The sequence below is a fragment of the Mesorhizobium loti CJ3sym genome (genome assembly GCF_000472785.1).
Classification (GTDB): Bacteria; Pseudomonadota; Alphaproteobacteria; order Rhizobiales; family Rhizobiaceae; genus Mesorhizobium; species Mesorhizobium loti_E.
Genome location: NZ_AXAL01000007.1, coordinates 1 through 20,960 on the forward strand (window position 1 = coordinate 1; position 20,960 = coordinate 20,960).

Annotated in this window: 21 protein-coding genes and 1 tRNA gene; 13 read left to right on the top strand and 9 right to left on the bottom strand. The window is 62.5% G+C overall.

The genetic code is table 11. The features are described from left to right. The 4 genes from A3A9_RS0110395 to phaC all read right to left on the bottom strand — a co-directional run. Positions 1-177: transposase (locus tag A3A9_RS0110395; protein ID WP_027058728.1), on the bottom strand; the 177-nt coding region annotated here is incomplete at its 3' end. Positions 178-301: 124 nt separating this feature from the next. Beyond that, a tRNA-Glu gene (locus tag A3A9_RS0110400) sits at positions 302-376 on the bottom strand. Between the two features lie 442 nt (positions 377-818). Then, positions 819-2,087: a YcbK family protein gene (locus tag A3A9_RS0110405; RefSeq protein WP_033838500.1), complete on the bottom strand. Its 1,269-nt coding sequence runs from the start codon at positions 2,085-2,087 to the stop codon at positions 819-821. Between the two features lie 217 nt (positions 2,088-2,304). Beyond that, a complete protein-coding gene (gene phaC, locus A3A9_RS0110410; RefSeq protein ID WP_027058730.1) occupies positions 2,305-4,140 on the bottom strand; it encodes a class I poly(R)-hydroxyalkanoic acid synthase in 1,836 nt (611 codons plus the stop codon). A gap of 98 nt (positions 4,141-4,238) precedes the next feature. On the opposite strand from phaC, the gene A3A9_RS38615 reads away from it, so the two are divergent. The 8 genes from A3A9_RS38615 to recJ all read left to right on the top strand — a co-directional run bounded on the left by A3A9_RS38615 (position 4,239) and on the right by recJ (position 11,391). Beyond that, positions 4,239-4,634 (top strand): hypothetical protein, encoded by a 396-nt coding sequence (locus A3A9_RS38615; RefSeq protein WP_027058731.1) that lies wholly within the window; start codon positions 4,239-4,241, stop codon positions 4,632-4,634. A gap of 42 nt (positions 4,635-4,676) precedes the next feature. Next, a complete protein-coding gene (locus A3A9_RS0110420; protein WP_027058732.1) occupies positions 4,677-5,894 on the top strand; it encodes an LL-diaminopimelate aminotransferase in 1,218 nt (405 codons plus the stop codon). A gap of 37 nt (positions 5,895-5,931) precedes the next feature. Further along, complete coding sequence (locus tag A3A9_RS0110425; protein WP_027058733.1) at positions 5,932-7,245, top strand: homoserine dehydrogenase; 1,314 nt, start codon at positions 5,932-5,934, stop codon at positions 7,243-7,245. A 129-nt stretch (positions 7,246-7,374) separates the two neighbouring features. Further along, entirely contained in the window at positions 7,375-7,731 is a 357-nt protein-coding gene (locus A3A9_RS0110430) for a hypothetical protein (protein WP_027058734.1), read from the top strand. 82 nt (positions 7,732-7,813) lie between these two features. Then, on the top strand, positions 7,814-7,969 hold the full coding sequence (locus A3A9_RS45140) for a Thivi_2564 family membrane protein (RefSeq protein ID WP_343286132.1): 156 nt from the start codon (positions 7,814-7,816) through the stop codon (positions 7,967-7,969). 203 nt (positions 7,970-8,172) lie between these two features. Beyond that, positions 8,173-9,156, top strand: a complete 984-nt coding sequence (glpX, locus tag A3A9_RS0110440) for a class II fructose-bisphosphatase (RefSeq protein ID WP_027058735.1) — start codon at positions 8,173-8,175, stop codon at positions 9,154-9,156. A gap of 72 nt (positions 9,157-9,228) precedes the next feature. Continuing rightward, the gene (locus A3A9_RS0110445) at positions 9,229-9,453 is read left to right on the top strand and encodes a DUF6434 domain-containing protein (RefSeq protein ID WP_027058736.1); all 225 of its coding nucleotides are present in this window, start codon (positions 9,229-9,231) and stop codon (positions 9,451-9,453) included. 156 nt (positions 9,454-9,609) lie between these two features. Then, positions 9,610-11,391: a single-stranded-DNA-specific exonuclease RecJ gene (recJ, locus tag A3A9_RS0110450; RefSeq protein WP_027058737.1), complete on the top strand. Its 1,782-nt coding sequence runs from the start codon at positions 9,610-9,612 to the stop codon at positions 11,389-11,391. A 17-nt stretch (positions 11,392-11,408) separates the two neighbouring features. Here recJ and A3A9_RS0110455 read toward each other — a convergent pair whose 3' ends face one another. The 3 genes from A3A9_RS0110455 to folE form a co-directional block, all read right to left on the bottom strand. Then, a complete protein-coding gene (locus tag A3A9_RS0110455) occupies positions 11,409-12,380 on the bottom strand; it encodes a patatin family protein (protein WP_027058738.1) in 972 nt (323 codons plus the stop codon). 90 nt (positions 12,381-12,470) lie between these two features. Next, on the bottom strand, positions 12,471-12,926 hold the full coding sequence (gene hisI, locus A3A9_RS0110460; RefSeq protein ID WP_027058739.1) for a phosphoribosyl-AMP cyclohydrolase: 456 nt from the start codon (positions 12,924-12,926) through the stop codon (positions 12,471-12,473). Positions 12,927-12,968: 42 nt separating this feature from the next. Beyond that, the gene (folE, locus tag A3A9_RS0110465) at positions 12,969-13,601 is read right to left on the bottom strand and encodes a GTP cyclohydrolase I FolE (RefSeq protein ID WP_027058740.1); all 633 of its coding nucleotides are present in this window, start codon (positions 13,599-13,601) and stop codon (positions 12,969-12,971) included. A gap of 239 nt (positions 13,602-13,840) precedes the next feature. Here folE and A3A9_RS0110470 point away from each other — a divergent pair, with 239 nt between their 5' ends. Further along, positions 13,841-14,287, top strand: coding sequence for an iron-sulfur cluster assembly scaffold protein (locus A3A9_RS0110470; RefSeq protein ID WP_027058741.1), 447 nt, complete (start codon positions 13,841-13,843; stop codon positions 14,285-14,287). Here A3A9_RS0110470 and A3A9_RS0110475 read toward each other — a convergent pair. Continuing rightward, the gene (locus tag A3A9_RS0110475) at positions 14,284-15,210 is read right to left on the bottom strand and encodes a LysR substrate-binding domain-containing protein (RefSeq protein ID WP_027058742.1); all 927 of its coding nucleotides are present in this window, start codon (positions 15,208-15,210) and stop codon (positions 14,284-14,286) included. The genes A3A9_RS0110470 and A3A9_RS0110475 overlap by 4 nt on opposite strands. Before the next feature lie 333 nt (positions 15,211-15,543). Here A3A9_RS0110475 and yidD point away from each other — a divergent pair, with 333 nt between their 5' ends. Beyond that, complete coding sequence (yidD, locus tag A3A9_RS0110485) at positions 15,544-15,918, top strand: membrane protein insertion efficiency factor YidD (protein ID WP_027058743.1); 375 nt, start codon at positions 15,544-15,546, stop codon at positions 15,916-15,918. A gap of 150 nt (positions 15,919-16,068) precedes the next feature. Next, positions 16,069-16,896 carry a class D beta-lactamase gene (blaOXA, locus tag A3A9_RS0110490; RefSeq protein ID WP_027058744.1) on the top strand — a complete coding sequence of 276 codons (828 nt, stop codon included), beginning with the start codon at positions 16,069-16,071 and terminating at the stop codon, positions 16,894-16,896. Positions 16,897-16,902: 6 nt separating this feature from the next. On the opposite strand, the gene A3A9_RS0110495 is transcribed toward blaOXA, so the two are convergent. Then, the gene (locus A3A9_RS0110495; RefSeq protein WP_027058745.1) at positions 16,903-17,739 is read right to left on the bottom strand and encodes a class I SAM-dependent methyltransferase; all 837 of its coding nucleotides are present in this window, start codon (positions 17,737-17,739) and stop codon (positions 16,903-16,905) included. A 220-nt stretch (positions 17,740-17,959) separates the two neighbouring features. Here A3A9_RS0110495 and thrS point away from each other — a divergent pair, with 220 nt between their 5' ends. Both thrS and A3A9_RS0110505 read left to right on the top strand, forming a co-directional pair. After that, positions 17,960-19,936, top strand: a complete 1,977-nt coding sequence (gene thrS, locus A3A9_RS0110500) for a threonine--tRNA ligase (RefSeq protein ID WP_027058746.1) — start codon at positions 17,960-17,962, stop codon at positions 19,934-19,936. Between the two features lie 83 nt (positions 19,937-20,019). Beyond that, on the top strand, positions 20,020-20,958 hold the full coding sequence (locus A3A9_RS0110505; RefSeq protein ID WP_027058747.1) for a lysophospholipid acyltransferase family protein: 939 nt from the start codon (positions 20,020-20,022) through the stop codon (positions 20,956-20,958). Positions 20,959-20,960: the final 2 nt, after the last annotated feature.

Genomic DNA, 20,960 nt, shown 5'->3' on the forward strand with positions numbered 1-20,960 from the left:
CGTCTTGTGGGGACCATACTCGCTGGGCGCGTCGCGCCACCGAAGGCCGTTCCTGATCACGAAGATGATGCCACTGACGATCCGCCGATCATCGACCCTGGGCACTCCGTGAGACAGCGGGAAATGCCGCTCGATCCGGCGCATCTGCGCCTCCGACAGCCAGATCAAATCACTCATTGCAGCGCCTCCTCGCACCGCCAATGAATCAGCCGTTTGCTGTCTCCGCAAGAACTTTAATAGGTCCTGACCCTAGCAGATTGAGACTGCTATAGAGCACCGAAAATTCGTTTGTGAAGGTTTCTGGTACGCCCAAGGGGAATCGAACCCCTGTTACCGCCGTGAAAGGGCGGTGTCCTAACCGCTAGACGATGGGCGCGCTCAGACGATGCGGCTTATACTGACGTTGTGCGCAACCGGCAACCCGTCAGTTGCCGCCTTGGACAACTTTTTTCCAAGCCTGCCGGATTGGCGATTTGGCCGGAGTTGGATATCATGGCCACGCGCCTTGGCGATTAGCAGAAACGCCCCATCGCTTCGTCATTCTAGGGCGGAGCAAGGAGCGAATCGACGCGGCGCAGACCCTAGAATCCATGCCGCGACGTTGAAGCGCCGCAACGGTGCGAAATTCTGCTCCGGTGTGCTCCCGGTTGACTCCCGGCATGGATCCTCGGGTCTCCGCGACGGAGCGTCGCTCCTGCTACGCCCGTGGATGACTAAGTTGGGGACGATTCGGCAAATCTCGAACGTCTGGAATTGTCCGCTGGAACGACATTGCCTAAAGGCCTTGGCTGCCAACAGGCTCCGGCGCGTGCGCGCCGTTAGCCGTCGCCGCCACCGTCACCACCGCCGCTGCGCCGGCGGCAGCGCCAGTTCCAGTCGCGCTCGGGGCCGACGTCGACGTGGACCGAATCGGTGTGGCAGTAGGTGCCGACGCCGCCACGGCCAGGCATGGTCCTGATGTAGCTGGCCAGCTCCCATTTGGAGACGCCGGGCACCTGGATGTCGGCGGCGGCGCAGTACATGTGCAGCGAATTCTTGGCGCCGTTGGCGCGGCGGTTGCGGGCCGGGTCGCGGTAGCCCGACGTCACCATCATCTTGCGGCCATAATGGCCTTCAATCGTCTTCAGCACGCGCACCAGCGACGGCTTCAGGCAGGCGACGTCGACGGTTTCGTTCTGCTTGAGCAGCCCGTTGGGCGCGAGCCTGGCCATGCCGGCGGCGGATGCCACCTGGTAGGAGCCGCCCGAACCTTCGTCCTCGTTGAGGTCGACGTCGCTTTCGTCGTCGAGGCCGGACTTGCGCTTGATTTCGAACAGGGCTGTCTGGCGCACGCCGGGTAGGGCATCGCTGCCCGTGATGTGACCGGCTTCGTCACCGGTCGAAGCCAACTGTATCGGCTTTGCCGTGGAGTCGGCGGATGCCAAGGTGATGATCGGCCTTGCCGCTGCCGGCGCGGGCGCCGGCTTGGCCTGTGCGATTGGCTGTTCGCCTGAACGCGTGTTGATCAGCGGGGCTGATGTCGCCGAAGCCGGCGTGGCGCCAAACATCGAGGCCAGGAAGCCTCTTTTCTTCGGCGCGTCGGCTTGCGGCGCTTCGCCAGCTGTCACATAGACCGGATTGTTCATCACCGGTGCGGCGGCAGGCTTCGGCGCGGTCACGGTGGCATCGGCGGCGGCGATCTTCTGGGCGACCGCGTCGGTCTGCTGCGCCGTCTGTATCGGCTGCTGCAAGGCCTGCGGCGTTTGTCCCACGATCGTCTCAGCGCCGGCGGGCGTTGTCAGCGGAAAGGCGGCTTCGGGCTTGGCCACCGGCACGTAGGCGACCGTTTCGGGCAGTGCCGTATCGCCTTCGCTCATCACGGTTGTCTGCGTGGCCGTCGTTTGCGATGTCGAATCGGCGGTGGCGATCGGCTTGCCGGTGGCGGCCGCGCTGATGTCCGAGGAAGAGGCATTGTAGCCAGGCATTCCAACCGACTGTGTCGGGTCGCCGGCCGATGTGCAGGAGGCCAGGAGCACGGAGCAGAGCGCTGCCACGATGGCGCGGCGTTCTCCCTTTGCGAGGCTCCACCCTGCTGATTTCAAAGTCAAATTCCCCCTCGATGCCCGGTCGGTATGTCCTTGGCGCGGCGCCGAAGCATCGCTGCCCAAGGTGACCTTTGTCTCCGATCCGGAAACGAGACCTGTGTCAAATCCGCAAGCCTTGAAGTATTTTTGCCGTGATTGCCGAATTACGGCTGCTTGATGGTTGACGACACCATTTCGCCCGGTTTTGGCGGGCCGTCAACTCACCAGACATTACAGTCCGTTACACACGCACCTTCACATAGGTACCGGGAGCATCGCCCAAGGTTTTCATATGCTTGCCGGGTTTGCGGGCCGGCACGCGGGTGTTCTCCTTGGCCTCTATCCAGCTTTGCCAGTGCGGCCACCAGGAGCCGGGATGGTCGGTGGCATTGGTAAACCACTGGCCGAAATCACCTGTCGGCGGGCCGCCGGTCCAGTACTGGTATTTGTTGGATGCCGGCGGATTGACGACGCCTGCGATATGGCCCGATGCAGCCATGACATAGTCGACCTTGCCGCCGAAATATTTCGAGCCGAGGAACACCGAAAGCGCCGGCGCGATGTGGTCTTCCTTGGAGGCGAGATTGTAGACCGGGATGGTGACATCGCCGAGCGAGACCGTGTGCCCCGCCAGCTCCATCGTGCCTTGCGAGAGATTGTTCTCGAGATAGCAGTTGCGCAGGTAGAAAGAGTGATTGGCCGCGGCCATGCGGGTCGAATCGGCGTTCCAGTAGAGCAGGTCGAAGGGCAGGGGATCCTTGCCGCGCATGTAGTTGTTGACGACATAGGGCCAGATCAGGTCGCCGGAGCGCAGCATGTTGAAGGCGGTCGCCATCTTGGTGCCGTCGAGATAGCCCTTTTCGTTCATGGACTTTTCCACCGCCGCGACCTGGTCCTCGTCGACGAACACTTTCAGGTCGCCGGCATGGGTGAAGTCGACCTGGGTGGTGAAGAAAGTGGCCGATCGGATGCGGTCGTCGCCCTCCTGCGCCATCAGCGCCAATGCCGCCGCCAGCAATGTGCCGCCAACGCAGTAACCGATCGCGTTGACGTCGCGTTCGCCGGTGGCCTTTTCGATCGTGTCGAGGCCGTATTGCAGGCCCTCGCGGATATAGGCCTCCCAACCCTTGGCGCCGTGGCGTTCATCCGGATTGATCCATGAGATGACGAACACGGTATGGCCCTGTTCGATCGCCCAGCGGATGAAGGATTTCTGCGGGTTGAGGTCGAGGATATAGAACTTGTTGATCCAGGGCGGGCAGATCAGCAGTGGCCGCTTGAGCACCGTCTCGGTCGTCGGATCATACTGGATGATCTCGGCGACATCGCTGCGGCCGACCACCTTGCCGGGCGTCATCGCGATGTTCCTGCCGATCTCGAAGGGCGAGTAATCAGCCTGGCGCATTTTCAGGTCGCCCTTACCGGCGGCGATGTCCTCGGCCAGCATCTTCATGCCGCGCACCAGGTTCTCGCCATTGGAGGCAACGGTTTCGCGGAACAGTTCCGGGTTGGTCAGGATGAAATTCGACGGCGAGATGGCGTTGGACACCTGCTTGACGTAGAAGCTGGCCTTATGGCGGGTGTGCTCGTCAAGACCTTCGGCGTGATCGACCAGTTCGGACGCCCAGCGCGAGGTGACGAGATAGGCCTGCTTGAGGAAATCGAAGAAGGCGTTGCGGCCCCATTCCGGATCCTGGAAGCGCTTGTCGCCGCGCTCCGGCTTGACGGCATCGTCGGGAGCCTCGGTGTTGGGGCTGACGCGCTGTATGGCGTTCGCCCACACGGTCATGTAGCCGGCAAACAGCCGCGTCTGTGCTTCCAGCGCGCGCTGCGGGTCGGCAAGCCAGTATTCGCTGAGCTTGGAGAAGGTCTTGACCATGTCGACGACCGGTTCGGCGACGTGGTCGCGCAGTTCGCCTTTTTCGCGCGGTTCGGCCCAGGCGGAAGCCGCCTTGCCGGCCTGCTCGACCATGCGCGCCATGTTCAGGGCGAAGCGTTCCGGGTCCTTCACCAGATATTGCTCGACGGTCGAAGGCTCGTCATCTTCCGTTTTGCCCGAATCGGGTGTTTTGGACATTGTGCGCGGGGTTCCTCCCGAAGCGATTTCTTGACATATTAACATGGGACATCCGACAGGGTCCAATCCCGCTCTACCTCGGCTGCCAAGGAAACAATATGACGATTAATGTTGGCGAGACTGTTTTTTTCGGTGCCGCACGCTTTTGCCGCATCGGCGCGGCGATCGTCCTCGTTGGGATCGCCGGGTGTTCGAGCACGAATACCGGCGGTCCGGTGCCGATGGCCGAGACTGCCGGGCCAAAGGATACGGGCACCTTTCCGAACCTGAATATCCCGCCGAAGGTGGCAGCCAAGCAGTTCACCAATGAGGAGCGGGATGCCAAGCTTGCCCAGTTGAAGGCGGATGAAAACCGGCAAGGCGCCAAAAAAGGCGGCGGCCCACCGGTTTCCAACCAGGCGGCGCTGACGGATCTGGCCAAGAAGCATGGCCCGCAGACGCTGAAGCAGATCGAAGGCAAATGCGATCCCGCCCTCGACCCTACCTGCAAATGAGTATATAGCGCGCGCCCAACGCCCCCGATGTCTGGAACTGCCATGGAAGAATTTTACAAGGTCCGCCGGCTTCCGCCCTACGTGTTCGAGCAGGTCAACCGGCTCAAGGCCAGCGCCCGTTCGCGCGGCGCCGACATCATCGACCTCGGCATGGGCAATCCGGACCTGCCGACGCCAAAAGCCATCGTCGACAAATTGTGCGAAGTGGTGCGCGACCCGCGCACGCATCGCTATTCCTCCTCGCGCGGCATTCCGGGCCTGCGCCGTGCCCAGGCCGCCTATTACCAGCGCCGCTTCGGCGTGAAGCTCAATCCCGACACGCAAGTGGTGGCCACGCTCGGTTCGAAGGAAGGCTTCGCCAACATGGCGCAGGCGATCACAGCGCCCGGCGACGTCATCTTGTGCCCGAACCCGACCTATCCGATCCACGCCTTCGGTTTCATCATGTCGGGCGGCGTCATCCGCTCACTGCAGGTCGAGCCTGATGACGGCTTCATCCCGGCGCTGGAGCGCGGTGTTCGCCATTCCATCCCGAAGCCGTTGGCGCTGATCCTCAACTATCCGTCGAACCCGACGGCACTGGTCGCTTCGCTCGATTTCTACAAGGACGTGGTCGCCTTCGCGAAGAAGAACGACATCATCATCCTGTCCGACCTTGCCTATTCCGAAATCTATTTCGACGGCAATCCGCCGCCTTCGGTGCTGCAGGTTCCTGGCGCCATGGATGTCTGCGTCGAATTCACCTCGATGTCGAAGACCTTCTCCATGCCCGGCTGGCGCATGGGTTTTGCCGTCGGCAATGAGCGGCTGATCTCGGCGTTGACCCGGGTAAAGTCCTATCTCGATTACGGCGCCTTCACGCCGATCCAGGTGGCGGCGGCCCATGCGCTCAATGGCGACGGCGCCGATATCGCCGAGGTGCGTGACATCTACCACAAGCGCCGCGACGTGATGGTCGATTCGTTCGGTCGCGCCGGCTGGACCATTCCGGCGCCGGCCGCCTCGATGTTCGCCTGGGCGCCAATCCCGGAGCCGTTCAAGCATCTCGGCTCGCTCGAATTCTCCAAGCTGCTCATCGAGCACGCCGACGTGGCGGTGGCGCCTGGTGTCGGCTTCGGCGAACATGGCGATAATTTCGTGCGCGTTGCGCTGGTCGAGAATGAGCACCGGATCCGCCAGGCGGCACGCAACATCAAGCGCTTCCTGTCGAGCAGCGCCAAGCAGCCCAACAATGTGGTGCCGCTGTCCGCCCACCGGTAAGCAAAAATTCGATCTGATTTGAGGGACGTCGCCTTCCATGGCTGAAGCACTGCGTGTTGGAATTGCCGGACTTGGCACGGTCGGCGCGTCGGTGGCGCGGGTGCTGCGCGAGAAGGCTGCGGAACTGACCCGGCAGTGCGGGCGCGAGATTGTCGTCACCGCGGTCTCGGCGCGTGATCCGAAACGCGACCGTGGCGTCGATGTCAGTTCGGCAAAATGGTTCGACGACCCGGTCAAGCTGGCGCAGAGTGCCGACATTGACGTGTTCATCGAATTGATCGGCGGCGATGAAGGGCCGGCGCGCCTGTCGGTGAAGGCGGCGCTTGAAGCCGGCCGCCACGTCGTTACCGCCAACAAGGCGCTGCTCGCAAAGCATGGTGTAGCGCTGGCCGAGATCGCCGAGAAGAAGGGCGTGCTGCTCAACTACGAAGCGGCGGTAGCCGGCGGCATTCCCGTCATCAAGACGATGCGTGAGGCGATGGCCGGCAATTCGGTCACCCGCGTGTTCGGCATTCTCAACGGCACCTGCAACTACATCCTGACCCGCATGGAGGCCGAGGGCATCTCGTTTGATGAATGCCTGAAGGACGCGCAGCGGCTGGGCTACGCCGAGGCGGACCCGACTTTCGATATCGAGGGCCATGACACCGCGCACAAGCTGTCGATCCTGACCAGCCTTGCCTTCGGTACGAAGATCGCGGCCAACGACATCTATATGGAAGGCATTTCCAACATCACGCAGGCCGACATCCGCGCGGCCGGCGACCTCGGCTACCGGATCAAGCTGCTCGGCGTTGCCCAGCGCACCGAAAGCGGTATCGAGCAGCGCGTGCATCCGACCATGGTGCCGACCGCCTCGGTCATAGCGCAGGTGCACGGCGTCACCAATGCGGTGGCGATCGAGACCGACATTCTTGGCGAGCTGCTGCTGTCAGGCCCCGGCGCCGGTGGCAATGCCACGGCCTCGGCCGTCATCGGCGACATCGCCGACATCGCCAAGAGCCGGCCTGGCTTCCAGCACGGCCCGGTCTTCGGCCGGCCGGCGAAGGAGTTGAGGCCTTACAAGAAAGCGCAGATGCGCAGCCATGCCGGCGGCTATTTTATCCGGCTGACCGTGCACGACCGCATCGGCGTCTTCGCCGCGATCGCCAAGCGCATGGCCGACAATGATATTTCGCTGGAATCGATCGTCCAGCACGCGGTCAGCGGCGAGGCCGCCGTGCAGAAGACGGTGATCCTCGTCACGCATGAGACCACCGAGGCCGCCGTGCGCAAGGCCGTCGACGGCATCACCAAGGACGGTCACCTGACCGACAAGCCACAGGTCATCCGCATCGAGCGGGCAGGGTAGCTCTCAATTCGCTTGTAGCGCGGGAACCCCTGCAAGCGTTTTGCCCGGCTGATGGCAAACAGCCGCGATCCGCCGGAACGAATTCGCGTCGACGCCGTTCTCTTGGTCAACAACCAAGGGAGCCAATTCATGGCCGATACCAACAAGTCCGACCTGCCCGATATCGACGATATCCAGAAGACGCTGGAAAAGCAGATCGCCGAACTGCGCAAGGAGATCACCAAGATCAACAAGAGCATTTCGGCAAGGGGCGCTGAGTTGCTCGATGACGCCAGCGAGCAGGCTTCGGATTTCTACGACACCGCCGCGGCCCGCGCGTCACGAACCGCGCAGCAGCTGCGCAGCCAGGCCCAGGCGGTCTCGGACGTCGCGCGCGAAAACCCGGGCACGACGACAGCCGTGATCGGTGTGATCGGCCTGCTCGGCTTCCTGGCCGGCTTTGCCATCGGTCAATCGACGAACGACACGTCGCGCCGCTGGTATTGACCGCGCCGGCATCGAGCCGGCGTCGCCGGCTCGATTCTCCATTTCAGGCAATCATTTCTAGGAGGGCACCGTGGCTTCATCCATGTTGATCAGCATCCTGATCACATTCCTCGTCATCATTCTCGTTCTCTATCTGGTGCAGCGCCTGCCGCTCGACGCCAGGATGCGGCAGATCGTGCAGGTTGTCGTCATCATCATCGGCATCATTTCGCTGCTCAGATATCTCGCGGTTTTCTAGATCGCGACAGCCATCATCTGTACTTCTTCAAGGCGGCTCGGTCGGAAACGACCGGGCCGACTTTTTGTTGGAAATAGGGTTCAATCGATTGATATTGCAGAGTTTTCGATAAAATTTTTACCAGGTCTTGCCGTTGTCATGCTCGTTTGACAAAACAGGCGCGCCTCCGGCGGGAGGCGCTTGTGAACGAGGATTTTCCCCCAATGAATGTGGCCCAGAACATCGTCGCCGGCCTTGACCGGATACTCACCATGGAACTGGTGCGCGTCACCGAAAGGGCCGCCGTGGCGGCAGCCAGGCTGCGCGGGCGCGGCGACGAGAAGGCTGCCGACCAGGTCGCGGTCGATGCCATGCGCCAGGAGCTCAACCGCCTTGCCATCAAGGGCACGGTGGTGATCGGCGAGGGCGAGCGCGACGAGGCGCCGATGCTCTACATCGGCGAGGAAGTCGGTACCGGCAAAGGTCCGGCGGTCGACATCGCGCTCGATCCACTCGAAGGCACGACGATCTGCGCCAAGAACCTGCCCAACGCGCTTGCGGCCATCGCCATCGCCGAGAAGGGTAGCCTGCTGTTCGCGCCCGACGTCTATATGGACAAGATCGCCATTGGTCCGGGCTATGCCGATGGCGTCATCGACATCGATGCTTCGCCGGCCGAGAACATCGCGAGCCTCGCCCGGGCCAAGGGCGTCGCGGTATCCGATATCACCGCCTGCATCCTCGATCGGCCGCGCCATGCCAAGCTGATCGATGCGGTGCGCGCCACGGGCGCTGCGATCCGGCTGATTGGCGATGGCGACGTGGCTGGCGTCATCCACACCACCGATCCGGAGGAGACCGGCATCGATCTCTATCTCGGCACCGGCGGTGCGCCGGAGGGCGTGCTGGCGGCGGCCGCACTGCGTTGCACCGGCGGCCAGATGCAGGGCCGGCTGATCCTCGATACGCCGGAAAAAGTCGCGCGCGCGGCGAAGATGGGCATTTCGAACCCGAAGCGGGTCTATCACGCGGAAGACATGGCGCGCGGCGATGTGCTGTTCGCGGCAACCGGCGTCACCGACGGCAACATGCTGGCCGGCGTCAAGTTCGGCCGCACCTTCATCACCACGCACACGATCGTGCTGCGCTCCTCATCTCGGACCGTGCGCGAGATCAAGGCCCGGCACCAGGATCTGGACAAGTTCTAGAGCTGCTTGCGAAGCCGCGCCGCAGTTGCTAGCCCTTGGCTGCATCTGAACTTGGCGGCGCAAGGATTGATGATGAAAGCGTTCGACTGGCACGCGGATCCGATTTCGCGTGCCACGCCCATCACCAAATCCTACCGCAACACCCAGAATGTGCGCCGCTTTTTCACCCGCGAATGCGGCGATGGGTTCAGGTTCGATCGAACTTTCATGGCCTGGCTCAAGGATGGCCAGGAAAAGACGATGGGGGATGCAGCCGACGAATGGGTCCGGCGCCAGGCTGAAAAGCGGAAAGCGTAGTTCTTAGTTGAAATCCTCCGTGACGGCGCATCATAGCGAACCGCTTGGCTTTGCCCGCCTTTGGGCTGTTGTTTGTGCATGTCGTTATCCCAAAACCGCTGCACACTTTTGGGCGACATGCACTATCCTGTCGCCAACCATGAGTTGGCAAAGCACATGATGGGCGACAAGCGCCTCTTCCTCGATGTCAGGCAGTCGGCGACCGGTCTCTCCTGGGAGCACCGGCTGACCGAGCGGCAGGACATGGTCGCGCTGGCCATCGCCCAAGGCCATGGCGTGCCCGACATCGTCGCGCGCGTTCTTGCCGGACGCGGCGTTACCGCCGATGAGACCGAGCGGTTTCTCGACCCGACGATCCGCGACCTGTTGCCCAATCCAGCCTCGCTGACCGATATGGACAAAGCCGCCAACCGCATCGCGGCGGCGGTGATGACCAGGGAGAAGGTGGCGATCTTCGGCGACTATGATGTCGATGGCGCAGCCTCGTCTGCCTTGCTGAAGCGGTTTCTGACGCATTTCTCCATACCGTCGGAAATCTATATTCCGGATCGTATTTTCGAGGGCTATGGCCCGAATCCCGATGCCATGCGCGAACTTGTTTCGCGTGGCGCGACGCTGATCGTCACTGTCGATTGCGGCACCAACAGCGCCGTTTCCGTCGATGCCGCCAATGCGGCCGGCGCCGATGTGGTGGTGCTCGACCACCATCAGGTCGGCGGCGCGTTGCCGGCCGCGATTGCCGTCGTCAATCCAAACCGCGATGACGATCTTTCAGGCCAGGGGCATCTGTGCGCCGCCGGTGTCGTCTTCCTTGCCCTGGTGCAGACCGCAAAGGTCCTGCGTGGCCTGAGCGATGTGGCGCCGCCCGACCTGCTTTCGCTGGTTGATCTCGTTGCATTGGCGACCGTTTGCGACGTGGTGCCGCTCATCGGCGTCAACCGTGCCTTCGTCGTCAAAGGGCTGCAAGTGGCCCGCCAGCAGAAGAATGAAGGGATGGCCGCATTGGCACGGGTTTCGCGCATCGGCGAGCCGATCAGCACCTTTCATCTCTCGTATCTGATCGGTCCACGCATCAATGCCGGCGGTCGCATCGGCGATGCGGCGCTCGGCAGCCGGTTGCTTGCGACGGACGATCCGGTCGAGGCACGGACCATCGCCGAGACGCTCGACCGGCTGAACCAGGAGCGGCAGCTGATGGAGCAGGAGATGCTGGCCGCGGCGCGTGCCGAGGCCGATGCCGAGCTTGCCGGCGGCAACGGTCCGGCGATTATCGTCACCGCCAGCAACAATTGGCATCCCGGCATTGTCGGCCTGCTCGCATCAAGGCTTAAGGACCATGCGCGTCGGCCGGCTTTCGCCATTGCCTTCAATGCCAATGGCGTTGGCACCGGTTCGGGCCGCTCCGTTTCGGGCTTCGATCTTGGCCGATTGGTGCGCGAAGCCGCCGATGCCGGGCTGATCGTCAAGGGCGGCGGCCATGGCATGGCGGCCGGCATCACCGTCGAACGCGCCAGGCTGGGCGAACTCAGGGCGTTCTTCGAAGAACGGGCGGCCACCGAGGTGTTTCGGCTGCAGGACGAGGAAAGCCTGGCGATTGACGGCGCGCTTGCCGCGGAGGGCGCGACGCTTGGCCTGCTCGAGGCACTCGACAAGGCCGGTCCCTTTGGCGCCGGCCATGTCGCGCCGGTCTTCGTGCTGCCTCGCCATCGGCTGGCAGACGCCAGGCCGGTCGGCACCAACCATATCCGCTGCGAATTGCAGTCGGACAGCGGTGGCCGCATCCAGGCGATCGCCTTTCGCGCCGTCGATACGGTGCTTGGCGAATTCCTGTTCAAGAACCGGGGCAAGACGGTCCATGTCGCCGGCTCGCTGTCGGGCAATTACTGGAACGGCAACCGCACCGTGCAGTTTCGCGTCATCGATGCGGCGCGGGCGTGAGAGCTATCCTGATTTGATCAGGCGAGAACCGCCTGCAGCCGGGTCAGTTCGCCGATCTGCGCCATCGTCGCCTGATAGCCGAGCTGGATCGCCTCGTCGGCGCGATGGAATTCCGTGAGGCCGATATGGCTGAGCTTGGGCTGCAGCGACATGTCGGGTGGATCGCCGGCAAGCCTGGCACGCGAAATACGGTCCTGGATGATGTTGAAGGCCTCGACCATGACGCCGGTGATGCCGAGGCGCGTCTGATGCGACTGATGGTTCGGGTCCAGGTGGCCAGCGCGGGGCGCGTCCTTTTCGACAACCAGTTCGCCGGCGCTGTGTTTGATCACGGCGGCGCGGCCGAAAAGATCGTAGTGAAGGTTGACCGCCACGACGAGCGGCTGCTCATAGGCGCGGCAGACCGAAACCGGTACCGGATTGACCAGCGCACCGTCGACGAGCACGCGGCCGTTGCAGTTCACCGGCTCGAACACGCCGGGCAGTGCATAGGAGGCACGCATCGCGGTGATCAGCGAGCCGCTCGACAGCCAGATCTCGTGGCCGGTGCGGATTTCCGATGCGACGCAGACGAATGGCTTGGGCAGCTCCTCGAAGCGGATGCCCGCCACATGCTCGCGCAGCCGGGCATCGAGCTTCATGCCGCCGAACAGGCCGCTGCCGCGCAGATTGAGATCGAGCAGGCCAAAAATGCGCCGCTTGGTGAGGCTGCGGGCGAACGCTTCCAGCTCATCCAGTTTGCCGGCGAGATAACAGCCGCCGACCAGCGCGCCGATCGAGGTGCCGGCGATCATCGAGACTTCAATGCCGGCTTCATCGAGCGCGCGCAGCACGCCGATATGGGCCCAGCCTCTGGCACAGCCACCGCCAAGGGCGAGCGAAATGCCTGTTTTCTTCGCCGGTTTTTGCTCGGACGCGCCGCCGGACGAAGCGGGGCCGTTGGCCTCTCTTACATCCGGTCTGTTACGCAATGACGCCCACTCGAGCATCACGATCTCCCTTGTCCCAAGGCTAATATACGGACGGGCCGTATCGAAATGATGAATCTGTGTGGTTGGTGTGAGGCAGAAGGTTCAAGACTATGGCTTCCGATACGTGGTTTCCGCATCGAACAGCGGCTTGCTGCCATCGTCGGCAAGCGTCGTCTTGCCGTCAACCAGCCCCACCGTCCGATAAAAGCAGGAACGCCGGCCGGTGTGGCAGGTTGCGTCGTGGCCTAACACTTTCACGCTAAGCCACAATGCGTCCTGATCGCAGTCGGTTCGCATCTCGACGACGTGCTGGAAATTGCCCGAGGTCTCGCCCTTTTTCCAAAGCGCATTGCGCGAGCGCGACCAGTAATGGGCGGTACCCGTTTCCAGAGTCAGCGCCAATGCCTGCGCATTCATGTGCGCCACCATCAACAGCATGCCATCCTTGATATCGGTGACCACAACCGTGACGAGCCCGGCTGCGTCGAAGCGCGGCGAGAACACCGCTCCTTCTTCGAGAACCTGCTTGTCTGACGGAGCTTTGGGAAATTCCAGTGCCGACATTGCCGGTCTATTTTCCTGTTGACCGTGATGCCGGCGAGGGGCTTACGCCCCGCCGCGCACCATGGTGACAAAACGAACCTGCTCTTCGGGCGTATCCTTGAAGACGCCGGTGAAGGTGGAGGTCAGCGTGGTCGAGCCCTGCTTGCGGATGCCGCGCATGGCCATGCACATGTGCTCGGCCTCGATCATGACGGCGACGCCGCGAGGGTTGAGCACATCCTGGATGACGCCGGCGATCTGAGCGGTCAGCGCTTCCTGCGTCTGCAGGCGATGGGCAAAGATATCGACCACACGGGCGATCTTGGACAGGCCGACCACTTTGCCGTCCGGCAGATAGCCGACATGCGCCTTGCCGATGATCGGCACCATGTGATGCTCGCAATGCGAGTGGAACTGAATGTCCTTGACGATGACGAGGTCATCATAGCCGGCGACCTCCTCGAAGGTGCGGCCGAGCTCATCCGCCGGGCACATGTCATAGCCGCCGAACATTTCGCGGTAGGCCTTGGCCACACGCTTGGGCGTATCGATCAGCCCTTCGCGGTCCGGATTGTCGCCTGTCCAGCGCAAAAGCGTGTGCACCGCGGCTTCAACTTCGGCTTCGCTCGGCCGGTCGGTGACAGGCTTGTCCATATACGCCGACTGCGGCATGAGCTTCTTGATAACGGCATCCATAAAGGCGTCTCCCGTAGTTCCTCTCTGCGGAGGAACGAGTTGAACGGACCACGACTTTTCGGTGTCGGAACCCGCCCGGTTTCCAGCCCCGCAAGTGGCGTGAACAGATCAGGTAAAGGCACCCGCTTCGGTTGCCTTGTCGATACCCAACTGCCAGCATTATATATGGTCTGGCGCAGCGAAAGGAAGACGCTATAGCGGCAAACGCTGTTCGCTTGGCGGCGACGGATTGGAAAAGAATGATCAACGACGTCTATAATGCGAAAATTCTCGGTTTTGCCGGAAACATCGCACGCATCGGCCGGCTCGATCATCCCGACGCGAGCGCAAAGGCGCATTCCAAGCTGTGCGGCTCGACCGTTACCGTCGACCTCAAGATGCAGGATGGCGTGGTCACCGACTTCGCCCATGACGTGAAGGCATGCGCGCTTGGGCAGGCGTCGTCCTCGATCATGGCGCAGCATGTCGTCGGCGCGAGTGCCGAGGAATTGCGCGCGGTGCGCGATACCATGCTGAAGATGCTGAAGGACAATGGCGCGCCGCCGGAGGGACGCTTCGCCGACCTCAGATATCTGGAGCCGGTGCGCGACTACAAGGCACGCCATGCCTCGACCATGCTGACCTTCGATGCCGTGGTCGACGCCATCGGCCAGATCGAGAAAAAGCGCGGCGAAGAAGCGGCTTAAGTCGTATTGTCCTGCACGCCCAGCGCCCGCCTGCTTTTAGCAAACTCACTTCTCAGCCAATCTGCGAAAGCTGCGGCCGGTTCCGAGAGATCGCGTAGATTTCTGGCCACCAGCCAATAGGCGCCGGATGCGACATCGATTTCGAAGGGCTTGACCAGCTCGCCGGATGCGACTTCTCCGCCGATCTGCAGGAGATCGCCCAGCGCCACGCCATGCCCGAGCAGCGCGGCCTGTTTCGAAAGCGATGCGTCGGCCAGCATGGGGCCCCGCCCCGGCACGGCATCGGCAGGCACGCCGGCTGCCTCGAACCAGCGCGCCCAGCCCTGGCGATTCTCCTCATGCAAAAGCGTGTAGCGAGCAAGGTCGATCGGCTTCTCAAGGGGAGGACCCAAGGCGAGCAGCGCCGGCGACAGAACCGGCGAATCGACCGTCGAGGCAAGCCGCTCGGCCTGGCTGCGGGGCCAGGAGTTTGCGTTCGCGCTGAAGCGCAAGGCAAGCTCGGGCTGATCGCTGCGGAACTCGATCAGCCTCGGATCGACTTCGAGGGAGACGTCGATGTCAGGCCGTAATTGGCGAAACCGGTTGAGGCGGGGCACCAGCCATACGGAGGCAAGCGACGGCTCAACGCTGACACGAACCACGGACTGCACGGGGGCGGCGACCAGTTCTGAAAGCAGTTTGTCGATGTCATCGAAACTCCTGACCAATTGGGCGAGCAACCGGCCGCCCGCATTCGTCAGTTCGACGCGGCGATGGTGGCGTTCGAACAAGGGCTGGCGCAGGAAGGTTTCGAGCTCGCGGATCTGCCGGCTGATCGCCGCCTGCGAAACAAACAGCTCCTCGGCGGCCCGGCTGAAACTCAGATGCCGGCCCGCTACCTCGAAACTCCTCAATGCCGTCAACGGCATGCGTCCGCGCTTCATTTTCGCATAACCCAGGATTATCTGAAGTGGAAATTATACTCGTTTGAAGGCGAAGGCCAGCGGCGGTCTAATCGCATCAAAGGAGACGCGACCATGATCCAGTTCCTGAACATTTTCGGCGATGTCATGCGGATCGCAACGTTCCAATGGCGTGACGAAAGGCATGGTGCAAAGCGCAGCGAAGAGCCGGCCAGCTCTGGCCGGTGGCCAGCTCCGGTTGACAGGCAGCCATTTCGCCGCTCTCGCCCATGACAGCAGGCAGACAAGGGATGGGATTGCGTTCTCCCACGGAAGCCCACATCTATCGAGTTGGAACGCGATACGGAGAATGCGGTGCACGACCCGCTTGGGCATGCCCATACTGCCAAACCGCCGGGGCGTGGCCGCAACTGGCCCGGCCCGTGGCGCAAGACGCCCGGGCGTCTGCTAGGCACGTCGTTCGTGCGCCTTTACCAGCTGATGCTTTCCGGCTTTGTCGGCAATTCGTGCCGGCATCTGCCGACCTGCTCCGAATACGCGCATGAGGCGATCGCCCGCCATGGCCTGTGGGCCGGCGGCTGGATGGGATTTTTCCGGGTGCTGCGCTGCGGACCGTTCGGCACGCATGGCATCGATCTGGTGCCGGAAGTGCTGGCGGATCGTTATGTCTGGTTCATGCCGTGGCGATATTGGCGGATCGGCCGCAAGCACGCCGAAACCAAGGCATGATTGCGCCGGTCACGCCTCGGGCGACAGTGCGTGTTTACGATCCGGTAGGGTTAACGCAAGCCTGCACAAAGACTGCGCATTTGAGACAAAATCGAGACAAGAGACCTCGCTAAGCCCGCTCGCGAACACACCCTTCTGGAGCGAGCATCAATGCGTAACATCGACCGTCTTCCCTTTATCCTGGCTGGAGTCCTGTTCCTGCTCGCCTGGTTGCTGGGGTTCCCGATGCGCGCGCAGTCGGCGCCGCTTGGGGATGTGCGGTGCACGCTGATCGCCGATGCGGCGAGCGGCAAGACGCTTTATCAGGACGGCACTTGCGACCAGCGGTTCAGCCCGGCCTCGACGTTCAAGGTACCGCTGTCGCTGATCGGCTACGATGCCGGCATCCTGAGCAACGAGCACACGCCGACCTGGGACTACAAGCCGGAATTCAACGCGGTGAAGCGGGATCAGAAGACCGTCGATCCGGTGATCTGGGAACGCGATTCAATTATCTGGTTCTCCCGCGAGATCACGCGACGGCTCGGCGGCGAAAAGTTTGCCGGCTACGTCTCGAAACTCGACTACGGCAACAAAGATGTTTCGGGCAATCCCGGCAAGAATGACGGCCTTACCCATTCCTGGGTGAATTCCTCGCTCAAGATCACGCCGGTCCAGCAGGTCGACTTCCTGCGCAAGCTGCTTGCCCGCAAGCTGCCGGTCTCGGCCAAGGCCTATGACATGACATCGGCCATCATCCCGACCTTCCAGGCGGGAGGCTGGACCGTGCAAGGCAAGACCGGCAGCACCAGGCTGGCCAATGATGCCGACAAGGTCAGGGACAAGCGTTCGCTCGGCTGGTTCGTCGGGTGGGCGAAAAAGGACGGCCAGCAGATTGTCTTTGCCCGGCTGATCGTCGACACCAAGCGCACCGATGTGCCGAAGGGCTGGAGCACTCGTTCCGGGTTCCTGAAGGATCTGCCGCAGCTGGTGAAATGAGTCTGGTCAGACGCTTCGGCGGGCACGGATGATGTGGCCGCCGGAATTGTTCGTGGTTCCCTTCGAGGCCCTGGAAAAGCGGGCGGCGATATCGCCGCTCTCGAGGTCTTCGATCTCGTCGAATCCGAGGTCATTCAGGGATTTCGCCAGTTCGGTCGGAACAAAGAAGCTGATCCATGGCTCGCCGACAGAAGCGACGCGCGCCGCATGAAAGGCCAGGGCGGCCTGGCCCGCCGCATCGCGGTTCTCAGCCGGTTCGCTATAATCGAACACGACCTCCGAGCCCGGGACACCGGCTATCCAGGACAGCGTGTTGAAGATCGCTTCTTTCGTCAGATAGGGGACAACGCCCAGCCAGATGAAGAAGCTCGGCTCGGTCGACTGCAAACCGGCCGCAGCCAGTTCCACGGACAGACTTTGCCGCTCGAAATTGACCGGCACGAATGTGGTCGCGTGCGGCTCTGCAAGACCGCTATCGGCAATGCATTTGCGTTTCCAGGCTTGCGTGGCCGGGTGGTCGACTTCGAACACCTTGAGATCCGGATACGGATTTCGCAGTGAAAAAGTGTCGAGGCCGGCGCCAAGCACGACGAGCTGGCGGATGCCGCGACGGACCGCCGCCGCAAGCCAGTCCTCGGCGAACCGGGCCCGCGCGGTCACGAACAGGCGCATGCGCCGGCGGCGCTCGTCTTCCTGTTCGAGCTCGTGCGCCGCGGGAGCAGCCCCACCCAGGATCGCGATCGCGTAGGGATCGCGAAACAGCCCTGCCTGCGGTGAAAACTGATGCAAGGCCCTCATGCGTGCGACGCCAAGGGCAGTTCGGCTGGGTGTAGCGTTTTCCATATCGGCGATTCCAGACGATTGCGGCGCTATTCGCAAGGCCTGATGGCCGCCTGCGACATCTCTGGCGACATTTCCTGACAGCCGGGCCGATCAGCACTCTTTACCTGACGCGGCACTGCCTCTAAAACCCGCCCGCTGCCGTTTGTCCCTGTGATTGGCGCATCCGGCTTTACCCCACGACCACCCGCGCTCGTTTGCGGGACTGGATAGGAGAACCATGATGCTGAATTCCGTTTCCCTGACATTTCCCGATGGCTCCGTCCGCGACTACGACGCGGCGATGACCGGTGCCGGCCTCGCCGAATCGATCTCGAAGTCGCTGGCCAAGAAGGCTGTCGCCTACGCCATCGACGGTACCGTGCGCGACCTCAGCGATCCGCTGGGCAAGTCCGGCAAGGTCGAGATCATCACCCGCGACGATACGCGCGCGCTGGAGCTTATCCGTCACGACACCGCCCACGTGCTGGCGGAAGCCGTGCAGGAGATATGGCCGGGCACGCAGGTGACCATCGGACCGGTGATCGAGAACGGATTCTATTACGACTTCGCCCGCAACGAGCCGTTCACCCCCGATGATTTCCCGGTGATCGAGAAGAAGATGCGCGAGATCATTGCGCGCAACAAGCCGTTCACCAAGGAAGTCTGGTCGCGCGACCGGGCGAAAAAGGTCTTCGCCGACAAGGGCGAGCGCTACAAGCTGGAGTTGATCGACGCCATTCCCGAGGACCAGGATCTCAAGATCTATGCCCAGGGCGACTGGTTCGATCTCTGCCGTGGTCCGCACATGGCCTCGACCGGCCAGATCGGCAACGCCTTCAAGCTGATGAAGGTGGCCGGTGCTTATTGGCGTGGTGACTCGAACAATCCGATGCTGACGCGCATCTACGGCACGGCCTGGGCTGACCAGGCGCAGCTCGACGCCTATCAGACGATGCTGGAGGAGGCCGAGAAGCGCGACCACCGCAAGGTCGGCCGCGAGATGGACCTGTTCCATTTCCAGGAAGAGGGGCCGGGCGTCGTCTTCTGGCATGCCAAGGGCTGGAAGATGTTCCAGAACCTGGTCAATTACATGCGCCGGCGCCTCGACGAGCAAGGCTACCAAGAGGTCAACGCGCCGCAGGTGCTTGACAAGAGCCTGTGGGAGACGTCGGGCCACTGGGGCTGGTACCGCGACGCGATGTTCAAAGTGACTGTCGCCGGCGACGATACCGACGACGACCGAGTCTTTGCGCTGAAGCCGATGAACTGCCCGGGCCACGTGCAGATTTTCAAGCATGGGTTGAAATCCTATCGCGATCTGCCCGTAAAGCTTGCGGAATTCGGCAATGTGCATCGCTACGAACCGTCCGGCGCGCTGCACGGGCTGATGCGCGTGCGCGGCTTCACGCAGGACGACGCCCATATCTTCTGCACCGAAGAGCAACTCGCGGCCGAATGCCTGCGCATCAATGATCTGATCCTGTCGACCTATGCCGATTTCGGTTTTGAAGAGGTCAGCGTAAAACTGTCGACGCGGCCGGAAAAGCGCGTCGGCACCGATGAGGCGTGGGATCATGCCGAAGCGATCATGGGTAACGTGCTGGAGACGATCAGGACGCGGTCCGGCAACCGGATCAAGACCTCGATCAATCCGGGCGAGGGCGCCTTCTACGGGCCAAAGTTCGAATATGTGTTGAAGGACGCCATCGGCCGCGAATGGCAATGCGGCACGACGCAGGTCGACTTCAACCTGCCGGAACGCTTTGGTGCCTTCTATATCGGCTCGGGTTCGGAGAAGAAACAGCCTGTCATGGTGCACCGCGCCATCTGCGGTTCGATGGAGCGTTTCCTCGGCATCCTGATCGAGAACTATTCCGGCCATTTCCCGCTGTGGTTCGCGCCGCTGCAAGTGGTGGTGGCGACGATCACCTCCGAGGCGGACGTCTATGCGACCGAGGTGGTGGCGAAGCTGAAGGCCGCCGGGCTGCTGGCGGAGGCCGATTTGCGCAACGAGAAGATCAACTACAAGGTCCGCGAACACAGCCTAGCCAAGGTGCCGGTCATCCTCGTCTGCGGCAAGCGCGAGGCGGAAGAGCAGACGGTCAATATCCGCCGGCTCGGCTCGCGCGACCAGGAATCGCTCGGGCTTGCCGAGGCGATCGAACGGCTGACCGAAGAAGCGATCACACCCGATCGCCGGCGCAAGCGCGCCGCCTGATTGAACAGCCCTTTGGTGATGGCGGTGGAGCGGTCCACCGCCATTTTCATATCCTTGTCACGCCGATCTTGTAACGAGCCCCCATGCTCAAGCTGAAATTGCGCGAAAAACCGTTTCCCGAGCTTTCCTATGCCAACCCGCATCAGCCGGCGCTGACGCGCTGGGTCATTCATTCCATTGAAGGCCTGTCGGGACGCGACCGGTATGCCGCGCTCTATGATTTCTGGCGCCGCCAGGTGGTGCCATCAGGCGAGCGCATATTCAGCCGCATGCTCGACCTGATCGATGTGCGGATACGGACCGCCGACCAATGGCCGCCCACGCCATTGCCGGACACGCCGCTGGTGATCGTGGCCAACCATCCGTTCGGCATAGGCGACGGGATTGCCGTGTTGTCACTGGTAGAGCAACTTGGGCGGCCGTTCCGGGTGATGATCCACAAGGATCTGCTCAAGATCCGCGAGATGGAACCCTATTCGCTGCCGATCGACTTTTCCGAGACCAAGGACGCGCTGAAGAACAACATGGCCGTGCGCCACGAGGCGGTGCGGCTGCTCAAGGAGGGCGTCACCATCGTGGTGTTTCCCGCCGGTGGCGTCGCCACCGCGCCGAAGGGCTTTGGCCGGGCGCGCGACCTGCCATGGAAGATGTTTCCGGCACGCCTGGTCCAGGATGCCAAGGCGTCCGTCATTCCGATGCATTTTTCCGGGCAGAATGGCCGGCTGTTCCATCTGGTCAGCGGGCCGATGAACATGGCGGAGCGCGATGGCCGCGTGGCCAAATTCGTCGGCAAGGCATCGCTGACATTGCGCCTTTCGATGCTCATCCACGAATTCGCGCGGCTGTCCGGCAAGGCGATCGACGTGCGCGTCGGCGAGGTGCTGAGCTGGAGTGAACTGGAGCCGCTGCGCGATCGCAAGGCATTGCTCGACCGGCTTTACCGCGGCGTGTTCGACCTGGCGCCGCAGCTGCCGCGCCGCCGGATTCCCTTCCTGCCGGCCCGGATGAAACTGGCCGCCTGAAG

What these genes read in the sequence shown, in the direction of transcription:
- phaC (WP_027058730.1), bottom strand. Translation starts at nt 4,140, where the DNA reads ATGTCCAAAACACCCGATTCGGGCAAAACGGAAGATGACGAGCCTTCG.
- A3A9_RS38615 (WP_027058731.1), top strand. Translation starts at nt 4,239, where the DNA reads ATGACGATTAATGTTGGCGAGACTGTTTTTTTCGGTGCCGCACGCTTT.
- A3A9_RS0110420 (WP_027058732.1), top strand. Translation starts at nt 4,677, where the DNA reads ATGGAAGAATTTTACAAGGTCCGCCGGCTTCCGCCCTACGTGTTCGAG.
- A3A9_RS0110425 (WP_027058733.1), top strand. Translation starts at nt 5,932, where the DNA reads ATGGCTGAAGCACTGCGTGTTGGAATTGCCGGACTTGGCACGGTCGGC.
- A3A9_RS0110430 (WP_027058734.1), top strand. Translation starts at nt 7,375, where the DNA reads ATGGCCGATACCAACAAGTCCGACCTGCCCGATATCGACGATATCCAG.
- A3A9_RS45140 (WP_343286132.1), top strand. Translation starts at nt 7,814, where the DNA reads ATGTTGATCAGCATCCTGATCACATTCCTCGTCATCATTCTCGTTCTC.
- glpX (WP_027058735.1), top strand. Translation starts at nt 8,173, where the DNA reads ATGAATGTGGCCCAGAACATCGTCGCCGGCCTTGACCGGATACTCACC.
- A3A9_RS0110445 (WP_027058736.1), top strand. Translation starts at nt 9,229, where the DNA reads ATGAAAGCGTTCGACTGGCACGCGGATCCGATTTCGCGTGCCACGCCC.
- recJ (WP_027058737.1), top strand. Translation starts at nt 9,610, where the DNA reads ATGATGGGCGACAAGCGCCTCTTCCTCGATGTCAGGCAGTCGGCGACC.
- A3A9_RS0110455 (WP_027058738.1), bottom strand. Translation starts at nt 12,380, where the DNA reads ATGCTCGAGTGGGCGTCATTGCGTAACAGACCGGATGTAAGAGAGGCC.
- hisI (WP_027058739.1), bottom strand. Translation starts at nt 12,926, where the DNA reads ATGTCGGCACTGGAATTTCCCAAAGCTCCGTCAGACAAGCAGGTTCTC.
- folE (WP_027058740.1), bottom strand. Translation starts at nt 13,601, where the DNA reads ATGGATGCCGTTATCAAGAAGCTCATGCCGCAGTCGGCGTATATGGAC.
- A3A9_RS0110470 (WP_027058741.1), top strand. Translation starts at nt 13,841, where the DNA reads ATGATCAACGACGTCTATAATGCGAAAATTCTCGGTTTTGCCGGAAAC.
- A3A9_RS0110475 (WP_027058742.1), bottom strand. Translation starts at nt 15,210, where the DNA reads ATGAAGCGCGGACGCATGCCGTTGACGGCATTGAGGAGTTTCGAGGTA.
- blaOXA (WP_027058744.1), top strand. Translation starts at nt 16,069, where the DNA reads ATGCGTAACATCGACCGTCTTCCCTTTATCCTGGCTGGAGTCCTGTTC.
- A3A9_RS0110495 (WP_027058745.1), bottom strand. Translation starts at nt 17,739, where the DNA reads ATGGAAAACGCTACACCCAGCCGAACTGCCCTTGGCGTCGCACGCATG.
- thrS (WP_027058746.1), top strand. Translation starts at nt 17,960, where the DNA reads ATGCTGAATTCCGTTTCCCTGACATTTCCCGATGGCTCCGTCCGCGAC.
- A3A9_RS0110505 (WP_027058747.1), top strand. Translation starts at nt 20,020, where the DNA reads ATGCTCAAGCTGAAATTGCGCGAAAAACCGTTTCCCGAGCTTTCCTAT.